Consider the following 17,798-nt stretch of genomic DNA (forward strand, 5'->3'; position numbering starts at 1 on the left):
GGGCTGAACCGATGGAAGTCAAAGTACCCGATATCGGTGATTTCAAGGACGTACCCGTTGTGACCATTCTGGTCAGCGTGGGCGATACCGTGGCCGAAGAAGACCCGCTTCTGGAACTGGAAAGCGACAAGGCAACGATGGAAGTGCCGTCGCCCGCCGCTGGTAAGGTTGCCGAGATCAAGGTCAGCGAAGGCGACAAAGTCAGCCAAGGCGACGTGATCATTGTTCTGGAAGGCGCAGAAGACGCGCCTGCGGAAGCACCGAAAGAGGCCCCCAAGACTGAGGCGCCGAAGGCTGTCGAAGCCGCTGGCACAGCCACCGGCAAAGGTGACGTTCATGGTGAGGTTGTCGTTCTGGGCTCTGGCCCCGGCGGCTACACGGCTGCGTTCCGCGCGGCCGATCTTGGCAAGAATGTTGTCCTTATCGAAGCCAACAATTCGCTTGGCGGTGTCTGCCTGAACGTCGGCTGTATCCCGTCCAAGGCGTTGCTGCACGTGGCCAAGGTGATCACCGAAGCCGAGGAAATGTCGGCCCACGGTGTGACATTCGCCAAGCCCGAGATTGATCTGGACGAACTGCGCGCTTTCAAGGACTCGGTCGTTGGGAAACTGACGGGCGGTCTGGATGGCCTTGCGAAAGGCCGGAAGGTGAAGGTTGTCAAAGGTTACGGTAAGTTCACCGGACCGAACATGATTGCGGTTGAGGGTGCCGATGGCACGACCAACGTGTCCTTTGACCAGTGCATCATTGCAGCGGGTTCTGAACCCGTCGCGCTGCCGTTCATCCCGCACGATGATCCGCGCGTGATCGATTCCACTGGCGCGCTGGAACTGAAAGACATCCCTGGCCGGATGCTGGTTCTGGGCGGTGGCATCATCGGTTTGGAAATGGCCTGCGTTTACGATGCGCTGGGCTCGAAGGTGACGGTCGTCGAACTGATGGACCAGATCATTCCGGGCGCTGACAAGGATATCGTCAAACCTCTGATGCAGCGCATCAAAGGGCGTTACGAAAACATCTTTCTGAAGACCAAAGTTACCGCCGTCGAGGCGCTGGACGAAGGCCTGAAGGTGACGTTCGAAGATGACACCGGCAAAAGCTTTAGCGACACCTTCGACAAGGTTCTGGTCGCCGTGGGCCGTAAGCCGAATGGCAAGCTGATTGATGCTGCAAATGCAGGTGTGGCTGTGGATGACCGTGGCTTTATCGCCGTGGACAACCAGCAGCGCACTGGCGTGTCGCACATCTTTGCGATCGGTGATGTCGTGGGTCAGCCGATGCTGGCGCACAAGGCCGTTCACGAAGGTAAGGTTGCTGCCGAAGTCGCCTCTGGCGAAAAGCGTGCCTTTGACGCGATGGTGATTCCATCCGTTGCCTACACAGACCCCGAGGTCGCATGGGTGGGCCTGACAGAAACACAGGCCAAGGCGCAGGGCATCAAGGTTGAAAAGGGTGTCTTCCCGTGGGCTGCGTCGGGCAAAAGCCTGTCGAACGGCCGTTCCGAGGGCATCACAAAACTGCTGTTCAATCCCGATGATCAACGCGTTGTTGGCGCGGCAATTGTTGGTACCAACGCAGGCGATCTGATCGCAGAAGTGGCGCTGGCGATCGAGATGGGCGCAGACGCCGTGGACCTTGGCCACACGATTCACCCGCACCCGACTCTGTCGGAGACGGTGAACTTTGCAGCCGAGATGTTCGAAGGCACGATCACCGACCTGATCCCGCCGAAAAAGCGGCACTAACGCGGGACAGCGTTGTTAATAAACGAAATAAAAGGCCCCCGATGTGGGGCCTTTTGCGTGTCTGGCGATCTAAGGATACACGCGAATATTCTTGCTTTTTTGGTAAAAATCACTAAGTAGAAACCCGCTACGTTATACCGACCCGCATCCTGCTTCCTTTACCGTTGTCAGCTGCCTATCGATCTGACAAGCCGGACTGCCACATTCCGTGGGCAGTATTTATGAAAAGGAATGACACGATGGCTAAGGGCACCGTGAAATGGTTCAACACAACTAAAGGCTACGGCTTTATCGCACCCGAAGGTGGCGCGAAGGACGTATTCGTACACATCACAGCTCTGGAACGCGCAGGCATCCGTGATCTGCAAGACGGTCAGGCTGTGACCTTCGAAATCGAAGCTGGCCGCAACGGTCGCGAATCCGCGGTTGATCTGGCGCTGGCATAAGTCGCGCTTAGATACGCAAAAAAACGGGGCGTGCCGGTCGGCGCGCCCCGTTTTTGTTTGTGTATTGATGACTTGGGTCAGATGCCCAAGAACGGCTGCGCCAGTCGCGGCAGCCAGCCTTTGAATTTCAGCGGTGCGTCTGTCACCGCAAGGCAGATGCAGTCTTCGGAAATATCGGCGATTGGTGTGTGGTCGACCTCTTCGGTGGCGACCTCGATATCGCCACGGGCAAAGCGCATGTCTTCGTCGCGGAACGCGCCCTGAAGCACGCACGTCAGTTCCAGTCCGCCGTGGCCGTGATCCGGCACAGCCGTACCAGCGGGAATATACAGAAGCCGCGCCACCGCGTCGTCATTGGTCGCCAAAACGGCCTGCTTCACGCCCATGCCGGCGGACTTCCATTTGATCTTATCCAGACCACCGCCGACGTATTCCGCCAACGGGCTGGGCAGAACGGCGTCTTTCAGGCGTGGCGTTGGTGCCTCGACATCTGCTTCGCGGATCGCCGCCAAGGTATTCGACAGGCAGGAATCAGACACAGGTGATGCATCCGTGCTGACCATGACAGCACCGCCCACGGCGTCGTAGCTTTCGGCAGCTGCGCGGCATTCGTCACAAAGCGATATGTGCGTGGCAACGGCCAGGCTGAACGCTTCGGACAGCGCCCCCGCAGAGTAGGCCATCAAGAGGTCCTCGGTCAGATGGTGTTTGATCATGGCAGTGCCTCGTTCAACTCATGGCGTGGCGCAGGCGATCCAGCGCAAGCCGTATTCTGGATTTGATCGTGCCCAATGGCAGGCCTGTTTCTGCGGCAATCTCTCCGTGTGACAGATCGCCAAAATAGGCCTTTTCGATCAGTATTCTTTGTTTCTCGGGGAGCGCGGACAAAGCCGCACCCAGTTGTTCGCTTTCTTGCTGCAGACCAATCACATCGGTCTGGTCAGGTTCCTGTTCCGGACCCCAAGGCAGATCCTCGGGCTCGGGCCGTTTTTGACGACGGATCAGATCCACGCGGCGGTTCCGCGCGATGGTGTAGATCCACGTCGACACACTGGCGCGGGTGGGATTGAACAGATGGGCTTTGCGCCAGACGGTTGTCATCACATCCTGCACGATCTCTTCGGCCAGTGCGTTGTCTGATCCGGATCGCATGAGGAACGATTTCATCCGCGGCGCAAAATGCTGGAACAGCGCAACGAAGGCGTCTTCATCGCGGTTCTCACTGATACGACGCATCTGGTCGATCCAGTAACCGTGGTTGTCCTCTTTCACGTCGACGACTGTCCTTTTGGCCTTTGCGGGCGCAGGGCAGCACACCGCAGCAGCGGGTGCAGTACAACCATCTGTATCGTGATCGATCCGAAACATGAAGGTGTTACGGCGGGCGCCGCCTGCTGGATCATTTTTTGCATAAAAAGAAATTCTTTTTCATCCAAAGGGATTTGACAGCCGTAAGCGCTATAACGTCGTGAAACGAACAGGTTGAGTACGAATGCCATTTGAAGCCCACAACACACCCCGCAAATCCATTGCTGTCATTGGCGGGGGTATTTCCGGAATGGGAGCCGCGCATTTTCTTGCGGACGATCACAACGTCACCTTGATCGAGGCTGAGGGCCGTCTTGGCGGACATGCGCGGACCATCGTTGCAGGCAGAAATGGCGACCAACCTGTCGACACCGGTTTCATCGTTTTCAACTATGCGAACTATCCGCATCTGGCCAAGCTGTTCGACCGTCTGGACGTGCCTGTCGTGAAATCGAACATGAGCTTTGCCGCCAGTTTGCGGGGCGGTCACCTGGAATACGGTCTGCGCGATTTCAGCGCGATTTTTGCCCAGAAGCGGAACCTGTTGAACCCTAGGTTCATCGGCATGTTGCGGGATGTTATGAAGTTCAACGCGAACGCGCTGGATCAGGCCAACGACCGCCGCCAGAGCATTGGCGATTTTCTGGAAAATATGGGGCTGGGTGACTGGTTCCGCGATTATTACCTACTGCCGCTGTCCGGTGCGATCTGGTCGACTCCTGTCGAAAAGATCATGGATTTTCCGGCGTGGGCGATGATCCAGTTCTTCGAAAACCACGCACTTTTGCATCACACGGGTCAGCACCAGTGGTACACTGTCGACGGTGGTTCTGTTGAATATGTCAAACGGCTTGAGGCCGAGTTGAAGGCACAGGGCGTCGATGTTCGCCTGTCCGCTCCGGTCGCGGGTATTCGCCGCACTGAACTGGGCGTCGACATCCGGTTACAGAATGGCGACTGGCAGCATTTTGATGAGGTCGTCATGGCGACGCATTCTGACGACAGCCTGCGCCTGCTCAGCGATCCGTCGGAAACCGAAGCAAAGGCGCTGGGCGCGATCAAATACCAGCCGAACCGTGTTGTCCTTCATGCAGATGAGGCGATCATGCCCAAGCGGCGCGTTTGCTGGTCGGCGTGGAACTACACCGAGGCCGAGATGTCGGCGAATGGTGTGATTGATCTGACCTACTGGATGAACTGCCTTCAGCCGATCCCGGAAAGCGATCCGCTGTTTGTGACGTTGAACTCCAAACGTCCGATCCGCGAAGAGCTGATCTACGACGAAACCACCCTGCGCCATCCGGTATACGATCTGGGTGCTTTGGAAGCACAGGGTCATGTGCGGGACTTTAACGGAACCAACAACACGTGGTTCTGTGGGGCATGGATGAAAAACGGTTTCCACGAAGACGGGTTGGGCAGCGCCTTTGACGTGGCTCAGGCGATTCTTGAAAAAACACGTATGGTGCAGGCTGCATGACACATGTCGATTTCATATCGGGGCACACGTTCCACGGACGAAAGGGCGCAATCAGCAATGCGTTCCGGTACTCTGTGGATTTCGTGATGTTCGATGCGGAAAAGACGGATGAGACGCCCACGTTGTTTTCCCTGAACAGGGGCAACCTGTTTTCGGTGCGTGACCGCGATCATGGCGGCGTGCCCGGTCAGGGCGGCGGCGCTTCTTGGGCGCGCGATGTGCTTCAGCGCCATCAGATCCGCGCCGACGGTGCGCTGCTTCTTTTGGCGCAGCCACGGGCGCTGGGCTATGTGTTTAATCCGGTCAGCTTTTGGCTGGCGCATGACCGCGAAAATCGACTGATTGCGGTCATTGCCGAGGTCACGAACACCTTCAAAGACCGCCATTCCTATCTGGCTGTTAAACCGGACCAATCCGAGATTAAACCCGATGACAGGATTGTAGCCCGCAAGATATTCCACGTCTCGCCGTTCCAGCCGATTGATGGCGAATATGAGTTCCGTTTCGATATCCGCGAGGATCGTGTCGGCATCTGGATCGATTTCATGCACAGCAACGGCGGTGTCATCGCGACGCTGACCGGCCCCCGCCGCAAACTGCGCAATCGTGATGTTGTAACGTCGCTGATCCGCCGCCCGTTTGCCGCGCGCCGCGTGATGGCGCTTATCCATTGGCAGGCGCTTGTTCTGTGGTGGAAGGGCGCAAAGTATCGCAATCGCCCCGAACCGCCGAAGTCCGAGGTCAGTTCGTGACCCAAAAGACCGAGCGGCTTTGGGGCTTTGCCGTGTTTGCCGCTGTGCTGTCGTCTGCCGGATTGCCGATCTATATCCACGCACCGAAATTCTACGCCGATGAATACGCGGTATCGTTGGCTTCGCTTGGAACGGTTCTGTTCGCGCTTCGGCTGTTCGACGTTGTGCAGGACCCACTGCTGGGCAAATTGTCGGAAGCTGTCAGGCGGTATCGTGGGGTGTCCGTTGCTGTCGCGCTGGCGGTCATGTCCGCTGGAATGATCGGATTGTTCGCGATTTCGCCAATAGGCCCGCCGGTTTTCTGGTTCGCGATCACACTGACAGCGGTGTTTTCGGCGTTCTCATACCTGACGATCTGTTTCTATTCCCAAGGCGTGGCGCGCGCCGGCGCTTTGGGCGACACCGGTCATGTTCGTTTGGCCCGTTGGCGCGAAACCGGCGGGTTGGTTGGGGTTTGTGTGGCCTCGGTCATGCCAACGGTCCTGGCCGCCATGGGGTTGCCTGCCTTTGCGGTCTTCTCTGTCGCATTTGCGGCGCTTTGCGTGGTGGCTTGGGCCATGATGCGGCGCGAATGGACAGGGGACAAACGCGCCGAGGGCGCAGGGTTCGCCCCAGTTCTTCGCGATGCGACCTCGCGCCGTTTGCTGTTTGTGGCCTTGGTCAACGCGGCCCCTGTGGCTGTATCCTCGACGCTGTTTTTGTTCTTTGTCGATGCTCGACTGGGTGCGCCCGGTGCGGAAGGGCCGCTTTTGTTGTTGTTCTTCGTCTCGGCCGCGGCAGCCGCACCTGTTTGGGGTAGCTTTGCCGAACGTGTCGGAGCGAAACGCGCATTGATCTACGCGATGCTGCTGTCGATCGTGTCTTTCAGCTTTGCCTTCTGGCTTGGCACAGGGGACACATGGGCATTCGCGGCGATTTGCATCGGATCGGGCGCGGCCCTGGGTGCGGATATGACCCTGCTGCCCGCGATTTTCGCCCGACGCATGTCCCAGATTTCACCCAACGCATCAGAAGGCTTTTCGCTTTGGGGCTTCGTTTCCAAGTTCACGCTGGCGTTTGCCGCTGTTGTTCTGTTGCCAACGCTAGATGCCTCGGGCTTTAAGAGCGGAGAGAACAACAGCCCCGAGGCGTTGTTGGTTTTATCGCTTCTTTATGCAGTTTTACCCTGTGCATTAAAGCTGATTGCCCTAGCTGTGTTTTGGAAGACGGAATTGAAAGAGGATTAATTGGATGTCTTGGGTGATCGGCGCTTTGTTCGGTCTGGTGTTCTTCTTGATTTTGGCCGTATTGCGTGATCGCTTTCTAAGCTTCCGAGGGCAAGCGCCCGACGATTATTCCGACGATGCGACCGACTTCGATCTGAAAACTTGTCTGAACGGACCGATGCTGTGTGAAGGCATCATTTACGGCCCAACGGGGCGTGTCGTGTCGCGTTTTGTCGCCAAGTTCGACGTCGAATGGACAGGCAACCACGGTGTGATGCGCGAATCCTTTCGCTATGACAGTGGTGAAACCCAAGACCGTGTGTGGGAACTGGATCTGAAAGAAGACGGATCGTTTTCCGCCAGTGCCGATGATGTCGAAGGTGGCGGGAGCGGAACCGTTTGCGGCGGCGCGGTGCAATTGGCCTATCGGTTACGTCTTCCCAAGGATGCGGGGGGATACCTGCTGAACGTGACCGACTGGATGTATCTGACCCACAACGGCACGATCATGAACCGCAGCCAGTTTCGTAAATTCGGCGTCAAAGTCGCCGAGCTGGTTGCCACAATCCGGAAAGAGCCTGCGACATGAAAAACTGGGTTGGAAAACGGTATTGGATCGTCGGCGCGAGCGACGGGCTGGGCGCTGCCGTGGCCGAAAAGCTAAGCCGTGCCGGTGTCGAACTGGTTTTGAGTGCGCGAAGCGAAGACAAGCTGAAAGAGCTGTCTGACCGCCTGCCTGCGCCATCGGATGTGGTGCCTTTGGACGTGCAGGACAGTGATGCCGTTCAAACGGCTTACAAAGAGTTGGGCCATCTAGATGGCGTTGTTTTCCTTGCAGGTGTTTATTGGCCATTCGGCGCGGATGAGTGGGACTTTGATCAGGCCGAAACCATGGCTGATGTGAATTTCACCGGCGCGATGCGCGTTGTCGGTGCTGTTCTGCCTGACTTTGTGGCGCGTGATCGCGGGCACATCGTGATCACCGGTTCCCTTACAGGATATCGCGGCTTGCCTGGATCGGTGGCTTATACAGCGTCGAAATCAGGCGTCATGGCGATGGCGGAATGCCTGTATTGCGACCTGCGGAAAACCGGTGTGAAGGTCCAACTGGTCAACCCCGGTTTTGTGAAAACGCGCCTGACGGAAAAGAATGATTTCCCGATGCCCTTCATTATGGAGCCCGAAGACGCGGCGCAGATCGTTTTCGAACATATGGGCAACGACAAATTCTCACGCGCCTTCCCGCGCCCGTTTTCGTGGTTGTTCCGCTTGTCCCAGTTCCTACCGGATTGGGCGTACTACCGACTGTTTTCCTGACCTATCGAAGGGCGCGGCCCTTCAGGATCGCGTCGGGGCCAAAGCGTGCACGGATTTTGTCGGTCGCGCGTTCGGCCTCGGTCCGTTTGCCTGCGTCGGGGTCCAGCAGGTCATGCGCACGGTCGGCCTGATCGGCGGCGCAAAGGTCCGAGATACCAACCCCCAGCAAACGATATGGGCCTTCGTTGCCCACCTGATCGAACAGGTCACGCGCCGTGCGGTAGATGCGGTCGGCTGTCTGGGTCGCATCGCGCAGCGACACGCGTTTGGTGATCAGTGAAAAGTTCGCGCGTTTTAGTTTGAGCGTCACAACGCGACCCGCCATATCCTTGGCCTTGGCGCGGTCCGCGACCTTTTCAGACATGCGCCACAGGTGGCCGTCCAGAATTTCGGGGTTGCCGGTGTCTTCGTTAAAAGTCGTCTCGTTCGAGATCGATTTCATCGGGGCATTGGCCGAAACGCGGCGGTGATCCAACCCGCGCGCCAGATGCCAAAGCCGCTCGCCCATAGACCCGAAGCGCGCATGAAGATCGGTTTGATCCCAGCGCAGCAGGTCTTCAAACGTGCGAATGCCTGCGCGTTCTAAGCTTTGCTGGGTAGACTGCCCCACACCCCAGATCAGGCGCACAGGTTTCGGGCGCAGGAAGTCTGCGGTTTCTGCCTTACCGATGATGGCAAAGCCGCGTGGCTTATCCAGATCGGACGCGATCTTGGCCAGAAACTTGTTGTGGGACAGGCCGATTGATCCGGTGATCCCCAGTTCGTCCTTCATCTCTTTCACCAGCTTTGCCAGCATCACGGCAGGCGGCGCGCCATGCAGCCGGGTGGTGCCGGTCAGGTCCATGAACGCTTCGTCCAGTGACAGGGGTTCCACCGACGGCGTCAACGCGCGCATCTTCTCGCGGATCAACTGGCTGACTTCGGAATAAACCTGCATGCGCGGTTTGATGACCACCGCATCGGGGCATAGCGCCAAGGCCTTGAACATCGGCATGGCGGATCGGACGCCCCGGATGCGGGCCACATAACACGCGGTCGACACCACGCCGCGCCGCCCGCCGCCGATGATCACGGGTTTGTCCGCCAGTTCCGGATTGTCGCGCTTTTCGACCGAGGCATAGAAGGCGTCGCAATCCATATGCGCGATCGACAGGTCCCACAGTTCGGGGTGCGACAGCACGCGGGGGCTGGCGCATTCCGGACATCGTGTGCCGGTGTCAAACTGGGTCAGGCAGTTGCGGCAAAGGGCGGGCATGGTCGGGGTGCTTGGCAGGTGCTACGAAAAGGGGCGGATCAGCAAGAAGGCGCGAACCGGAATGACCCTTGATATATCAGAGCCGTTCCACGGTGCGAAGCTGATCCTGTTCATTGGCGACCGGTTGCTTGTGCTAGAGCGCGACCACACGCCGGGGATTTCGTGGCCCGGCCATCTGGATTTTCCTGGTGGCGGACGTGAGGGCACAGAGGGGCCACTGGACTGCGCCCTGCGTGAGACGCGGGAAGAGGTTGGGCTAACGGTTGGTCACGACTTAATCTGCTGGAACAGACGGCGTGTGAGCCCGACTGGCACAAGCTGGTTTTTTGCCGCGCATCTGGATGCGCAGGCCGAACATCTGATTAAATTCGGTGGGGAGGGCGCGGGATGGGCCCTGATGGCGCCCCATGATTTTCTGGCGCGCCACGATGCCATTCCGCATTTTCAGGGGCTGGTCGCCGACTATCTGGCCGGCGTGCCCAGTACGATATCGATGGCGTAACCGTTACGCGGCTTGACCGAGAAACTGGCCGAACCAGCGCTGAATGCCTGTCAGTTTACGCTCGCCCGCGCGACTGGACCGGATGCCGGTTTCTACAATACGCGACATCAGCGCATCACGACGGTTCAGGTTTTCCCGTGCGGCGGCCATCAACCCTTTGGTTGCGGCTTCGAAGTCGGTGTCGAGCGACGCTTTGAGACGGCTCGGGACACGGGTAATGCCGGTTCCTGTATGGAACGTGACCATCGCCTCGAACGCCTGTTCGGCGGCATTATAGGTCACGTCGCTGATCTGTGTCTTAACAACTGTCATAACTCACCTCTGGCAAAAGCCTTATGATGAGTTAACTCGGAACCCTGTGGATAAGTTTCAAGAAGACAGCGAATTCACGATTTCTTGTGCAGCTTTCCGCGGATCGGCGGCTTTCCAGATCGGGCGACCCACGACGATGTGGTCCGATCCGTTGTGGATCGCCTGACGCGGGGTGGTCACGCGTTTCTGGTCGCCAAGGTCGGCACCTACAGGGCGGACGCCCGGTGTGACGATCAGTTTGCCTTCAGCTTCCGACAGTGCGCGGATACGGGCGGATTCTTGCGGCGAGGCGATGACACCATCGGCACCAGCCTCAAGCGCGCGGGCCGCGCGGGTTTCCACCAGATCGGCCACATCACCCGGAATGATCAGCCCGTCATCCAGATCCTTACGGTCCAGAGAGGTCAGGATCGTCACCGCCAGAATTTTCATGTTGCTGCCTGCCGCACCTTCTTTGGCAGCGCGGACGACATGGGGGTCACCGTGAACCGTCAGGAAATCCAGATCGAACTGCGCCAGACCACGTACAGCTGCCTCGACTGTTGCGCCGATATCGAACAGCTTCATGTCCAGAAAGATACGCTTGCCGTGATCCTGCTTCAGCTCGTTCGCCAAGGCGAGGCCACCACCTGTCAGCATGCCCAGACCAATTTTATAGAAAGAAACGGCATCCCCGATCTCTCCTGCCAGATTCAGACCGGCAAGGGCGTTGGGCACATCAAGGGCTACGATGAGGCGATCATCGGACATGGGCATTCCTTTTCTTGGCTGGTGACGGGGTCGGCGATGTCGCTAGCGCAGGTTTCGTGTGAAGTCGAGAAGCATACGAGCATGCAGCAAATGCAGACGCTGCAAAATGTCGTGTTCAATGCTTTCCGCTTTGCAACATTGTTGTTGCAAATTGAGCTACGGAGTTTAATTTATTTGTACTATCTGATGCCATCAGCGTCTTGCCATGCGGGCAATTAAAAACCGCCCACATGCTTGTTGGAAAGGGGAAATTACGAATCGGAAGAGTCGTCAAATCCAGGTAGCATTAACTGCTTTCTGTCAGGGCTATGTCGTAACCCTGTAGGTTTTGTGCGCTTCTTACTTTCGTAAAAAACTTTGTCTCCACCAATGCTGATGAAAAACTTGCGGTTTCGATACCGCTCTCGAATGTTGTCCATTGGGTTCTCCTCAAAGGACACGGATCCGGTCCCAACGCGATTTGTGTGAAGGCGAAATGCGTTGGGGCCGGGGCTCTTCACTAAAACTCGATTGAGCATTAGCCAGAATTTTGAAGCTACCTTATCTGATTGGCAGCGGCACGATGGGCACCATATGTAGCGCTTGCACCAAAATTACGGGCAGCCCTGTTGTTGAGTCCAGTACCTGTATATTCTGGCCAGCGAAAAAATTTTAAGCGATTGAAATCTCGCAATTCTTTTTTGCTCCAAGTTAAAGTTGGGCGGGACATCTCGAAAATTCACGCCGCGAAAACTTTGCGTAGCCTCTTTGACGTGAATCAATCTCTCTCTCGGAGAAAATGCTACTAATTTTACCTGTTGCAATCTTGCATCGGTCGGTTTGGCTCCCCATCTTAATCTCGAGGCCCCGAAAGGGGGATGTGCCGCAGTGGTGGGCATCCGGAAACAGGGGCGCTTGGAAAAGGAGACAGCGATGAACTTAGAGAAGTTCACGGAGCGGTCGCGCGGCTTTATTCAGGCCGCTCAGACCATTGCCATGCGGGAAAGCCATCAGCGGATTGTTCCCGAACACATTCTTAAAGCACTGCTAGACGACGATCAGGGCCTGGCGTCCAATCTGATCACCCGCGCCGGTGGCGCGCCGGATCGTGTGCGTACAGCAAACGAAACCGCGCTGGGCAAGGTGCCCAAGGTGACGGGCGACGCAGGTCAGGTCTATCTGGATTCGGCAACGGGCCGCGTTCTGGATGAGGCCGAAAAGATCGCGACCAAAGCAGGTGACAGCTTTGTGCCCGCCGAACGCATTCTTATGGCGTTGGCGATGGTGCGCTCTGGCGCGAAAGACGCGCTTGAGGGCGGTGCCATTACAGCGCAAAAGCTGAACGAAGCGATCAACGACATTCGCAAAGGCCGCAAGGCAGACAGCGCCAACGCGGAAGAGGGCTATGACGCCCTTGCTAAATATGCGCGCGATCTGACCGAAGCAGCCGAGCAGGGTAAGATTGACCCGATCATCGGACGTGACGAAGAAATTCGCCGTTCGATGCAGGTGCTGTCGCGCCGGACCAAGAACAACCCTGTTCTGATTGGTGAACCGGGCGTGGGTAAAACCGCGATTGCCGAGGGTCTGGCCCTGCGGATCGTGAACGGCGACGTGCCTGAATCGCTGCGCAACAAACGCCTGATGGCGCTGGATATGGGTGCCTTGATCGCCGGTGCGAAATACCGCGGTGAATTCGAGGAACGCCTGAAATCCATCCTGAAGGAAATCGAAGCGGCTGCTGGCGAAATCATCCTGTTCATCGACGAGATGCACACCTTGATCGGTGCCGGTAAATCCGACGGCGCGATGGATGCGTCCAACCTGTTGAAGCCTGCCTTGGCGCGGGGTGAATTGCACTGCGTTGGTGCGACGACGTTGGACGAATACCGCAAGCACGTGGAAAAAGACCCCGCGCTTGCCCGCCGTTTCCAGCCGATCGTGGTGCAAGAGCCGACAGTCGAAGATACCGTCAGCATTCTGCGCGGTATTAAAGAGAAGTATGAACTCCACCACGGTGTTCGCATCTCTGACTCGGCGCTTGTGGCGGCGGCGCAGTTGTCGCACCGCTATATCACAGACCGTTTCCTGCCGGACAAAGCCATCGACCTGATGGACGAAGCGGCTTCGCGTCTGCGGATGGAAGTGGATTCCAAGCCGGAAGAGCTGGACCAGCTTGATCGTCAGATCCTTCAGCTTCAGATCGAAGCCGAGGCTTTGAAGAAAGAAGATGATGCAGCGTCTAAGGATCGTCTGGAAAATCTGGAACGCGAACTGGCCGAGCAGCAACAGCAATCGGCTGAGATGACTGCCAAGTGGCAAGCCGAACGCGACAAGCTGGCCTCGGCACGGGATATCAAGGAACAGCTCGACCAAGCGCGTGCTGATCTTGAGATCGCCAAGCGTCAGGGTGATCTGGGCCGTGCGGGTGAATTGTCTTACGGCATCATCCCGGGTCTGGAAAAACAGCTGGCCGATGCCGAAGGCGCCGAAGAGGACGTCATGGTCGAAGAGGCCGTGCGCCCTGAACAGATCGCGCAGGTGGTTGAACGCTGGACCGGTATTCCGACGTCCAAGATGCTGGAAGGTGAGCGGGACAAACTGCTGCGGATGGAAGATGCGCTGCATGGCCGTGTCATCGGCCAGGATCAGGCGGTTCGCGCCGTGGCAAATGCCGTGCGCCGTGCCCGTGCGGGTCTGAACGATGAAAACCGTCCGTTGGGTTCGTTCCTGTTCCTCGGGCCGACTGGTGTGGGTAAGACCGAACTGACCAAGGCTGTGGCCGAGTTCCTGTTCGACGACGACAATGCCATGGTTCGGATCGACATGTCCGAGTTCATGGAGAAACATGCCGTCGCCCGTCTGATCGGTGCGCCTCCGGGATACGTTGGTTACGACGAAGGCGGTGTTCTGACCGAAGCTGTTCGTCGGCGCCCGTATCAGGTTGTGCTGTTCGACGAAGTCGAAAAGGCGCATCCGGATGTGTTCAACGTGTTGTTGCAGGTTCTGGATGACGGTGTTCTGACCGATGGTCAGGGCCGTACCGTGGACTTCAAACAGACGCTGATCGTTCTGACGTCGAACCTTGGGTCGCAGGCGCTAAGCCAGTTGCCCGAAGGGTCGGATTCGGCCAAGGCCAAGCAGGATGTGATGGACGCGGTGCGGGCGCACTTCCGCCCCGAGTTCCTGAACCGTCTGGATGAAACCATCATCTTCGACCGCCTCAAGCGCGAGAACATGGATGGTATCGTCGATATCCAGCTGGCGCGTCTGCTGAAACGGCTTGCCGCCCGCAAAATCCGGCTTGAGCTGGACGATGCTGCGAAAAGCTGGCTGGCCGAAGAAGGTTATGATCCGGTGTTCGGTGCGCGTCCGCTGAAGCGGGTGATCCAGCGCAGCTTGCAGGATCCGCTGGCCGAGATGCTTTTGGCTGGTGACATCAAAGACGGCGAAGTGGTCGTTGTCGGGGCAGGTGCCGATGGTCTGATCATCGGGGATCGTGTTGCCTCATCCAACAGGCCACGGCCCGACGATGCAGTCGTCCACTAAATAAAGAGACCCGCCGGATTTCGGCGGGTTTTTCTTTGTGACGAAAGTTGACCGGTAAACTTTCGACTCTGTTCTGGCATTCTTCTGATTGCTGAATTAAAGGAGCCATCCGTTTGTTCCGAAGCCCACGGCATCGGAGCGATTTGCGCGGTTCTACTCCTACCCGGATCGCGCATGGGGAATGGCCGCCCGGGTTTTCTGGGCGGTCGGACCCACCCCATATTCCTATGCATCTTTCCAGTTCGGGCGCGCTTTGTGCCAAAACTCACAGATCGTTAATTCGAAATGTGTACACTCGTCGCTCTGTAAGAACGACTGGCGCAAGAACATTTGATTCATGGTTATCCAACTTTATTCGTGCGGTGCCTGCACCGCGCATCTGAAATTTGGCGCAATTCATTGTGACGTCTGCCGGGAAGAGACCCCCTTGTTTAACCGGCGGTACACATGGGTCATGGCTCTTTTCAGTGTAAGCGTTATGGCGCTGCTGGCCGCAATTATTCTGCGGGCTCCTGTCTGATTTTCAGACCCATCCTTTTCCTGAACTGACGCGGGGCGCCCCAAAATGCGCCCCGCGTTCCTTGATGGGGTGTGCCACTTACATCGGCGGCATGATCACCTTGTCGATGACGTGGATCACGCCGTTGGATGCCTCGATGTCCGCAGTCGTAACTGTGGCATCGTTCACCATGACGCCACCTTCGGTCACGATCGTGATGTTGCTGCCCTCGACTGTCGCGGCTTCCATGCCGTTCGACAGATCGCCGGACATCACTTTCCCCGCGACCACGTGGTACGTCAGGATCGACACCAGCTGATCTTTGTTTTCGGGCTTCAGCAATGTTTCAACCGTGCCTTCAGGCAGGGCCGCGAACGCGTCGTCTGTCGGGGCAAAGACTGTGAACGGGCCTTCGCCGCTGAGTGTTTCGGTCAGACCGACTGCTTCGACTGCGGCAGCAAGTGTTGTGAAGTTGCCTGCCTCGACCGCGGTTTCCAAAATGGTTTTTGTTGCAGAGTGTCCACCGGCGAAAGCCTGAGTTGCCATCAGGGCGGCTGCGCCAACGCTTAGGAAAGTTCTACGAAACATGGTTAGTCCTTTAATGGTTGCGGATACCGGAATTGGTATCGTCGCTGACTACGAACGCGGCGGCGCTTTGGTTCATGCTCAAAAATCCGTGGGGCGGACTGGAAATTACCAAAGCGCGACTAAGCCCGCGCCGTTTTCGCCTTCAAGTGAATTCCATGTGAAAATCCGTCAGCTTTCCGTGAGCGCCGACGCCGTTCGTTACAGTTTTGAACAAGGCTGTGAGGCCCCTTCTTTTTACTGCGGCATGTGCCAAGTTAACTCCCAAGACCGAACGCAAAGGAGTGATGCGCGATGGCCCACCGCTGGAAGAACAATCTGACTTGGGATGATGTGACGCCCGAAGCGGCCTTTCTGAACCGCCGGCAAATCATTGCGGGCATGGCGGCCGGTGGCATCGCAGCGGGGCTTGGCCAATCGGCATCTGCTGCCGAGGGGTTGGAGCCTAACACGTGGGAAGAGATCACCACCTATAATAACTTCTATGAGTTCGGGACGGGTAAGGGTGACCCGGCAAAGTATGCAGGAAGCCTGACGACCGACCCGTGGTCTGTTGAAATCGACGGCCTTGTCGACAATCCGGGCAGCTACGCGATGTCTGATATCATGTCCGCCATGACAACCGAGGAACGCATCTACCGTTTCCGCTGTGTCGAGGCATGGTCGATGGTCATTCCTTGGAACGGCTTTGAACTGGCTGATCTGCTGAATATGGCAGGTGTCCAGAGTGGCGCGAAATACGTGGCCTTCGAAACCGCTGTGCGCCCCGATGAAATGCCGGGCGTCGCGCGCAACGTTCTGGACTGGCCCTATGTCGAAGGTCTGCGCCTGGACGAAGCGATGCATCCGCTGACGATTATGGCGACGGGTATCTATGGAAAACCGATCCCCAACCAGAACGGCGCGCCAATGCGTCTGGTTGTGCCGTGGAAGTACGGCTTCAAATCCATCAAGTCGATTGTCCGGATCACCCTGACAGAAGACGAACCGCCGACAAGCTGGAATAAAGCGAACGGTAAAGAGTACGGCTTCTATAGTAACGTGAACCCGACCGTGGATCATCCGCGCTGGTCGCAGGCGTCCGAACGCCGTGTCGGCGGCGGTCTGTTTTCGCCGCGTATCCCGACGCTGATGTTCAACGGTTACGAAGAAGAGGTCGCCAGCCTTTATGAGGGCATGGACCTGACCAAGTTCTACTAACCCACGACTGTAAGAAGACGCAGGTATGATTCAGCAGCACATCAATCACTGGGCACGGAAAATCCCGAACTGGGTTGTCTACGTGCTGCTACTCATTCCAGCGCCTTGGTTCTTCTATCTGGGGGCCACCGGCGGTTTGGGCGTCGAACCGATCAAAGCGCTGGAACATGAATACGGCGAACTGGCGCTAAAGCTGCTGGTTGCGGGATTGGCGATTACGCCGCTGCGGACTCATCTGGGTATCAACCTGATCAAGTTCCGCCGCGCCATCGGTTTGATGGCCTTCTTCTATGTCTCTGCCCATCTGCTGGTGTGGTTGGTTCTGGACGTCCAGATTGTCAGCCAGATCTGGGCCGACATTCTAAAGCGTCCTTACATTACGATCGGGATGGTCGGTTTCATTCTTATGGTTCCGCTGGCGGTGACATCGAACAACCGCTCGATCCGCATGCTGGGTCCGAAATGGCGGCAGCTGCACAAGCTGACGTATATGGTGGTGCTGCTGGGGGCCGTTCACTTCCTGATGCTGGTGAAGGGGTTTCAGCTGGAACCCATCCTGTATCTGGCGGTGATTTTGGCTCTCTTAGCACTGCGCCTTCCGAAAAAACGACGAGTCGCTGCCTGAATCGGATGAATCGCATCTGACGAGTCGCTGCGATTCCGGTCCGATTCACAGTCTGATCCCTACAAATTGTGGGTAACCCTGTGGGTATCCACAAGTCTCGCAGAAATCCCGCCATCTGAGACGCGAACTCGATTTGCGAAAATTGCGCCAAAGCGGCTTCCTTTGAAATTTTCAAAAAATAACCCATTGAAAACATGGGTAAATTCAGTTTTTTTGAAAAAAGGGGCGTTTTTTTGAATTTTCCACTTGCGGGTATTTGTGGTGTTACGTAAAAGCCCCCTCACCGGCG

Annotated in this window: 19 protein-coding genes; 11 read left to right on the forward strand and 8 right to left on the reverse strand. The window is 57.2% G+C overall.

Translation table 11 applies throughout. From position 1 onward, the window contains the following. Nucleotides 1-11 precede the first annotated feature (11 nt). Nucleotides 12-1,745 (forward strand): dihydrolipoyl dehydrogenase, encoded by a 1,734-nt coding sequence (lpdA, locus tag AC4FIA_RS16760; protein ID WP_287476467.1) that lies wholly within the window; start codon nucleotides 12-14, stop codon nucleotides 1,743-1,745. A 239-nt stretch (nucleotides 1,746-1,984) separates the two neighbouring features. Further along, nucleotides 1,985-2,191, forward strand: coding sequence for a cold-shock protein (locus tag AC4FIA_RS16765; protein ID WP_103911977.1), 207 nt, complete (start codon nucleotides 1,985-1,987; stop codon nucleotides 2,189-2,191). A 77-nt stretch (nucleotides 2,192-2,268) separates the two neighbouring features. On the opposite strand, the gene AC4FIA_RS16770 is transcribed toward AC4FIA_RS16765, so the two are convergent. Genes AC4FIA_RS16770 through AC4FIA_RS16780 form a run of 3 tightly spaced genes read right to left on the reverse strand, consistent with a single transcriptional unit; the run spans nucleotide 2,269 to nucleotide 3,690 of the window. After that, entirely contained in the window at nucleotides 2,269-2,907 is a 639-nt protein-coding gene (locus tag AC4FIA_RS16770) for a ChrR family anti-sigma-E factor (RefSeq protein WP_287476468.1), read from the reverse strand. A gap of 13 nt (nucleotides 2,908-2,920) precedes the next feature. Then, complete coding sequence (locus tag AC4FIA_RS16775; protein WP_234994842.1) at nucleotides 2,921-3,427, reverse strand: sigma-70 family RNA polymerase sigma factor; 507 nt, start codon at nucleotides 3,425-3,427, stop codon at nucleotides 2,921-2,923. 32 nt (nucleotides 3,428-3,459) lie between these two features. Continuing rightward, nucleotides 3,460-3,690 (reverse strand): hypothetical protein, encoded by a 231-nt coding sequence (locus AC4FIA_RS16780; protein ID WP_490366790.1) that lies wholly within the window; start codon nucleotides 3,688-3,690, stop codon nucleotides 3,460-3,462. On the opposite strand from AC4FIA_RS16780, the gene AC4FIA_RS16785 reads away from it, so the two are divergent. Genes AC4FIA_RS16785 through AC4FIA_RS16805 form a run of 5 tightly spaced genes read left to right on the forward strand, consistent with a single transcriptional unit; the run spans nucleotide 3,684 to nucleotide 8,253 of the window. Next, the gene (locus AC4FIA_RS16785; RefSeq protein WP_490366791.1) at nucleotides 3,684-4,979 is read left to right on the forward strand and encodes an NAD(P)/FAD-dependent oxidoreductase; all 1,296 of its coding nucleotides are present in this window, start codon (nucleotides 3,684-3,686) and stop codon (nucleotides 4,977-4,979) included. The two genes, AC4FIA_RS16780 and AC4FIA_RS16785, sit on opposite strands and share 7 nt — an antisense overlap. Beyond that, the gene (locus AC4FIA_RS16790) at nucleotides 4,976-5,731 is read left to right on the forward strand and encodes a DUF1365 domain-containing protein (RefSeq protein WP_490366792.1); all 756 of its coding nucleotides are present in this window, start codon (nucleotides 4,976-4,978) and stop codon (nucleotides 5,729-5,731) included. Before AC4FIA_RS16785 ends, AC4FIA_RS16790 begins: the two co-directional genes overlap by 4 nt. Then, the gene (locus AC4FIA_RS16795) at nucleotides 5,728-6,957 is read left to right on the forward strand and encodes an MFS transporter (RefSeq protein WP_490366793.1); all 1,230 of its coding nucleotides are present in this window, start codon (nucleotides 5,728-5,730) and stop codon (nucleotides 6,955-6,957) included. Before AC4FIA_RS16790 ends, AC4FIA_RS16795 begins: the two co-directional genes overlap by 4 nt. Before the next feature lie 4 nt (nucleotides 6,958-6,961). Beyond that, a complete protein-coding gene (locus AC4FIA_RS16800; RefSeq protein ID WP_490366794.1) occupies nucleotides 6,962-7,525 on the forward strand; it encodes a DUF3833 family protein in 564 nt (187 codons plus the stop codon). Beyond that, a complete protein-coding gene (locus AC4FIA_RS16805) occupies nucleotides 7,522-8,253 on the forward strand; it encodes an SDR family NAD(P)-dependent oxidoreductase (protein ID WP_490366795.1) in 732 nt (243 codons plus the stop codon). The genes AC4FIA_RS16800 and AC4FIA_RS16805 overlap by 4 nt, the downstream gene beginning before the upstream one ends. Before the next feature lies 1 nt (nucleotide 8,254). On the opposite strand, the gene AC4FIA_RS16810 is transcribed toward AC4FIA_RS16805, so the two are convergent. Next, complete coding sequence (locus AC4FIA_RS16810; protein WP_490366796.1) at nucleotides 8,255-9,508, reverse strand: DNA polymerase IV; 1,254 nt, start codon at nucleotides 9,506-9,508, stop codon at nucleotides 8,255-8,257. Between the two features lie 61 nt (nucleotides 9,509-9,569). Here AC4FIA_RS16810 and AC4FIA_RS16815 point away from each other — a divergent pair, with 61 nt between their 5' ends. Continuing rightward, a complete protein-coding gene (locus AC4FIA_RS16815; protein ID WP_490366797.1) occupies nucleotides 9,570-10,010 on the forward strand; it encodes an NUDIX domain-containing protein in 441 nt (146 codons plus the stop codon). 3 nt (nucleotides 10,011-10,013) lie between these two features. On the opposite strand, the gene AC4FIA_RS16820 is transcribed toward AC4FIA_RS16815, so the two are convergent. Together AC4FIA_RS16820 and pyrF are read right to left on the reverse strand one after the other, a co-directional pair. Next, nucleotides 10,014-10,322, reverse strand: a complete 309-nt coding sequence (locus AC4FIA_RS16820) for a hypothetical protein (RefSeq protein WP_490366798.1) — start codon at nucleotides 10,320-10,322, stop codon at nucleotides 10,014-10,016. Between the two features lie 57 nt (nucleotides 10,323-10,379). Beyond that, nucleotides 10,380-11,072, reverse strand: a complete 693-nt coding sequence (gene pyrF, locus AC4FIA_RS16825; RefSeq protein ID WP_490366799.1) for an orotidine-5'-phosphate decarboxylase — start codon at nucleotides 11,070-11,072, stop codon at nucleotides 10,380-10,382. Between the two features lie 912 nt (nucleotides 11,073-11,984). On the opposite strand from pyrF, the gene clpB reads away from it, so the two are divergent. After that, nucleotides 11,985-14,600: an ATP-dependent chaperone ClpB gene (gene clpB / locus AC4FIA_RS16830; protein ID WP_490366800.1), complete on the forward strand. Its 2,616-nt coding sequence runs from the start codon at nucleotides 11,985-11,987 to the stop codon at nucleotides 14,598-14,600. A 598-nt stretch (nucleotides 14,601-15,198) separates the two neighbouring features. Here the strand turns inward: clpB and AC4FIA_RS16835 are convergent. Beyond that, nucleotides 15,199-15,687: a fasciclin domain-containing protein gene (locus AC4FIA_RS16835; RefSeq protein ID WP_490366801.1), complete on the reverse strand. Its 489-nt coding sequence runs from the start codon at nucleotides 15,685-15,687 to the stop codon at nucleotides 15,199-15,201. Nucleotides 15,688-15,978: 291 nt separating this feature from the next. On the opposite strand from AC4FIA_RS16835, the gene msrP reads away from it, so the two are divergent. Continuing rightward, nucleotides 15,979-16,884, forward strand: a complete 906-nt coding sequence (gene msrP / locus AC4FIA_RS16840; RefSeq protein WP_490366802.1) for a protein-methionine-sulfoxide reductase catalytic subunit MsrP — start codon at nucleotides 15,979-15,981, stop codon at nucleotides 16,882-16,884. 25 nt (nucleotides 16,885-16,909) lie between these two features. Next, the gene (msrQ, locus tag AC4FIA_RS16845; RefSeq protein ID WP_490366803.1) at nucleotides 16,910-17,509 is read left to right on the forward strand and encodes a protein-methionine-sulfoxide reductase heme-binding subunit MsrQ; all 600 of its coding nucleotides are present in this window, start codon (nucleotides 16,910-16,912) and stop codon (nucleotides 17,507-17,509) included. 59 nt (nucleotides 17,510-17,568) lie between these two features. Here the strand turns inward: msrQ and AC4FIA_RS16850 are convergent. Then, nucleotides 17,569-17,798: hypothetical protein (locus AC4FIA_RS16850; protein ID WP_490366804.1), on the reverse strand; the 230-nt coding region annotated here is incomplete at its 5' end.

The sequence above is a fragment of the Thalassococcus sp. genome, assembly GCF_982780845.1.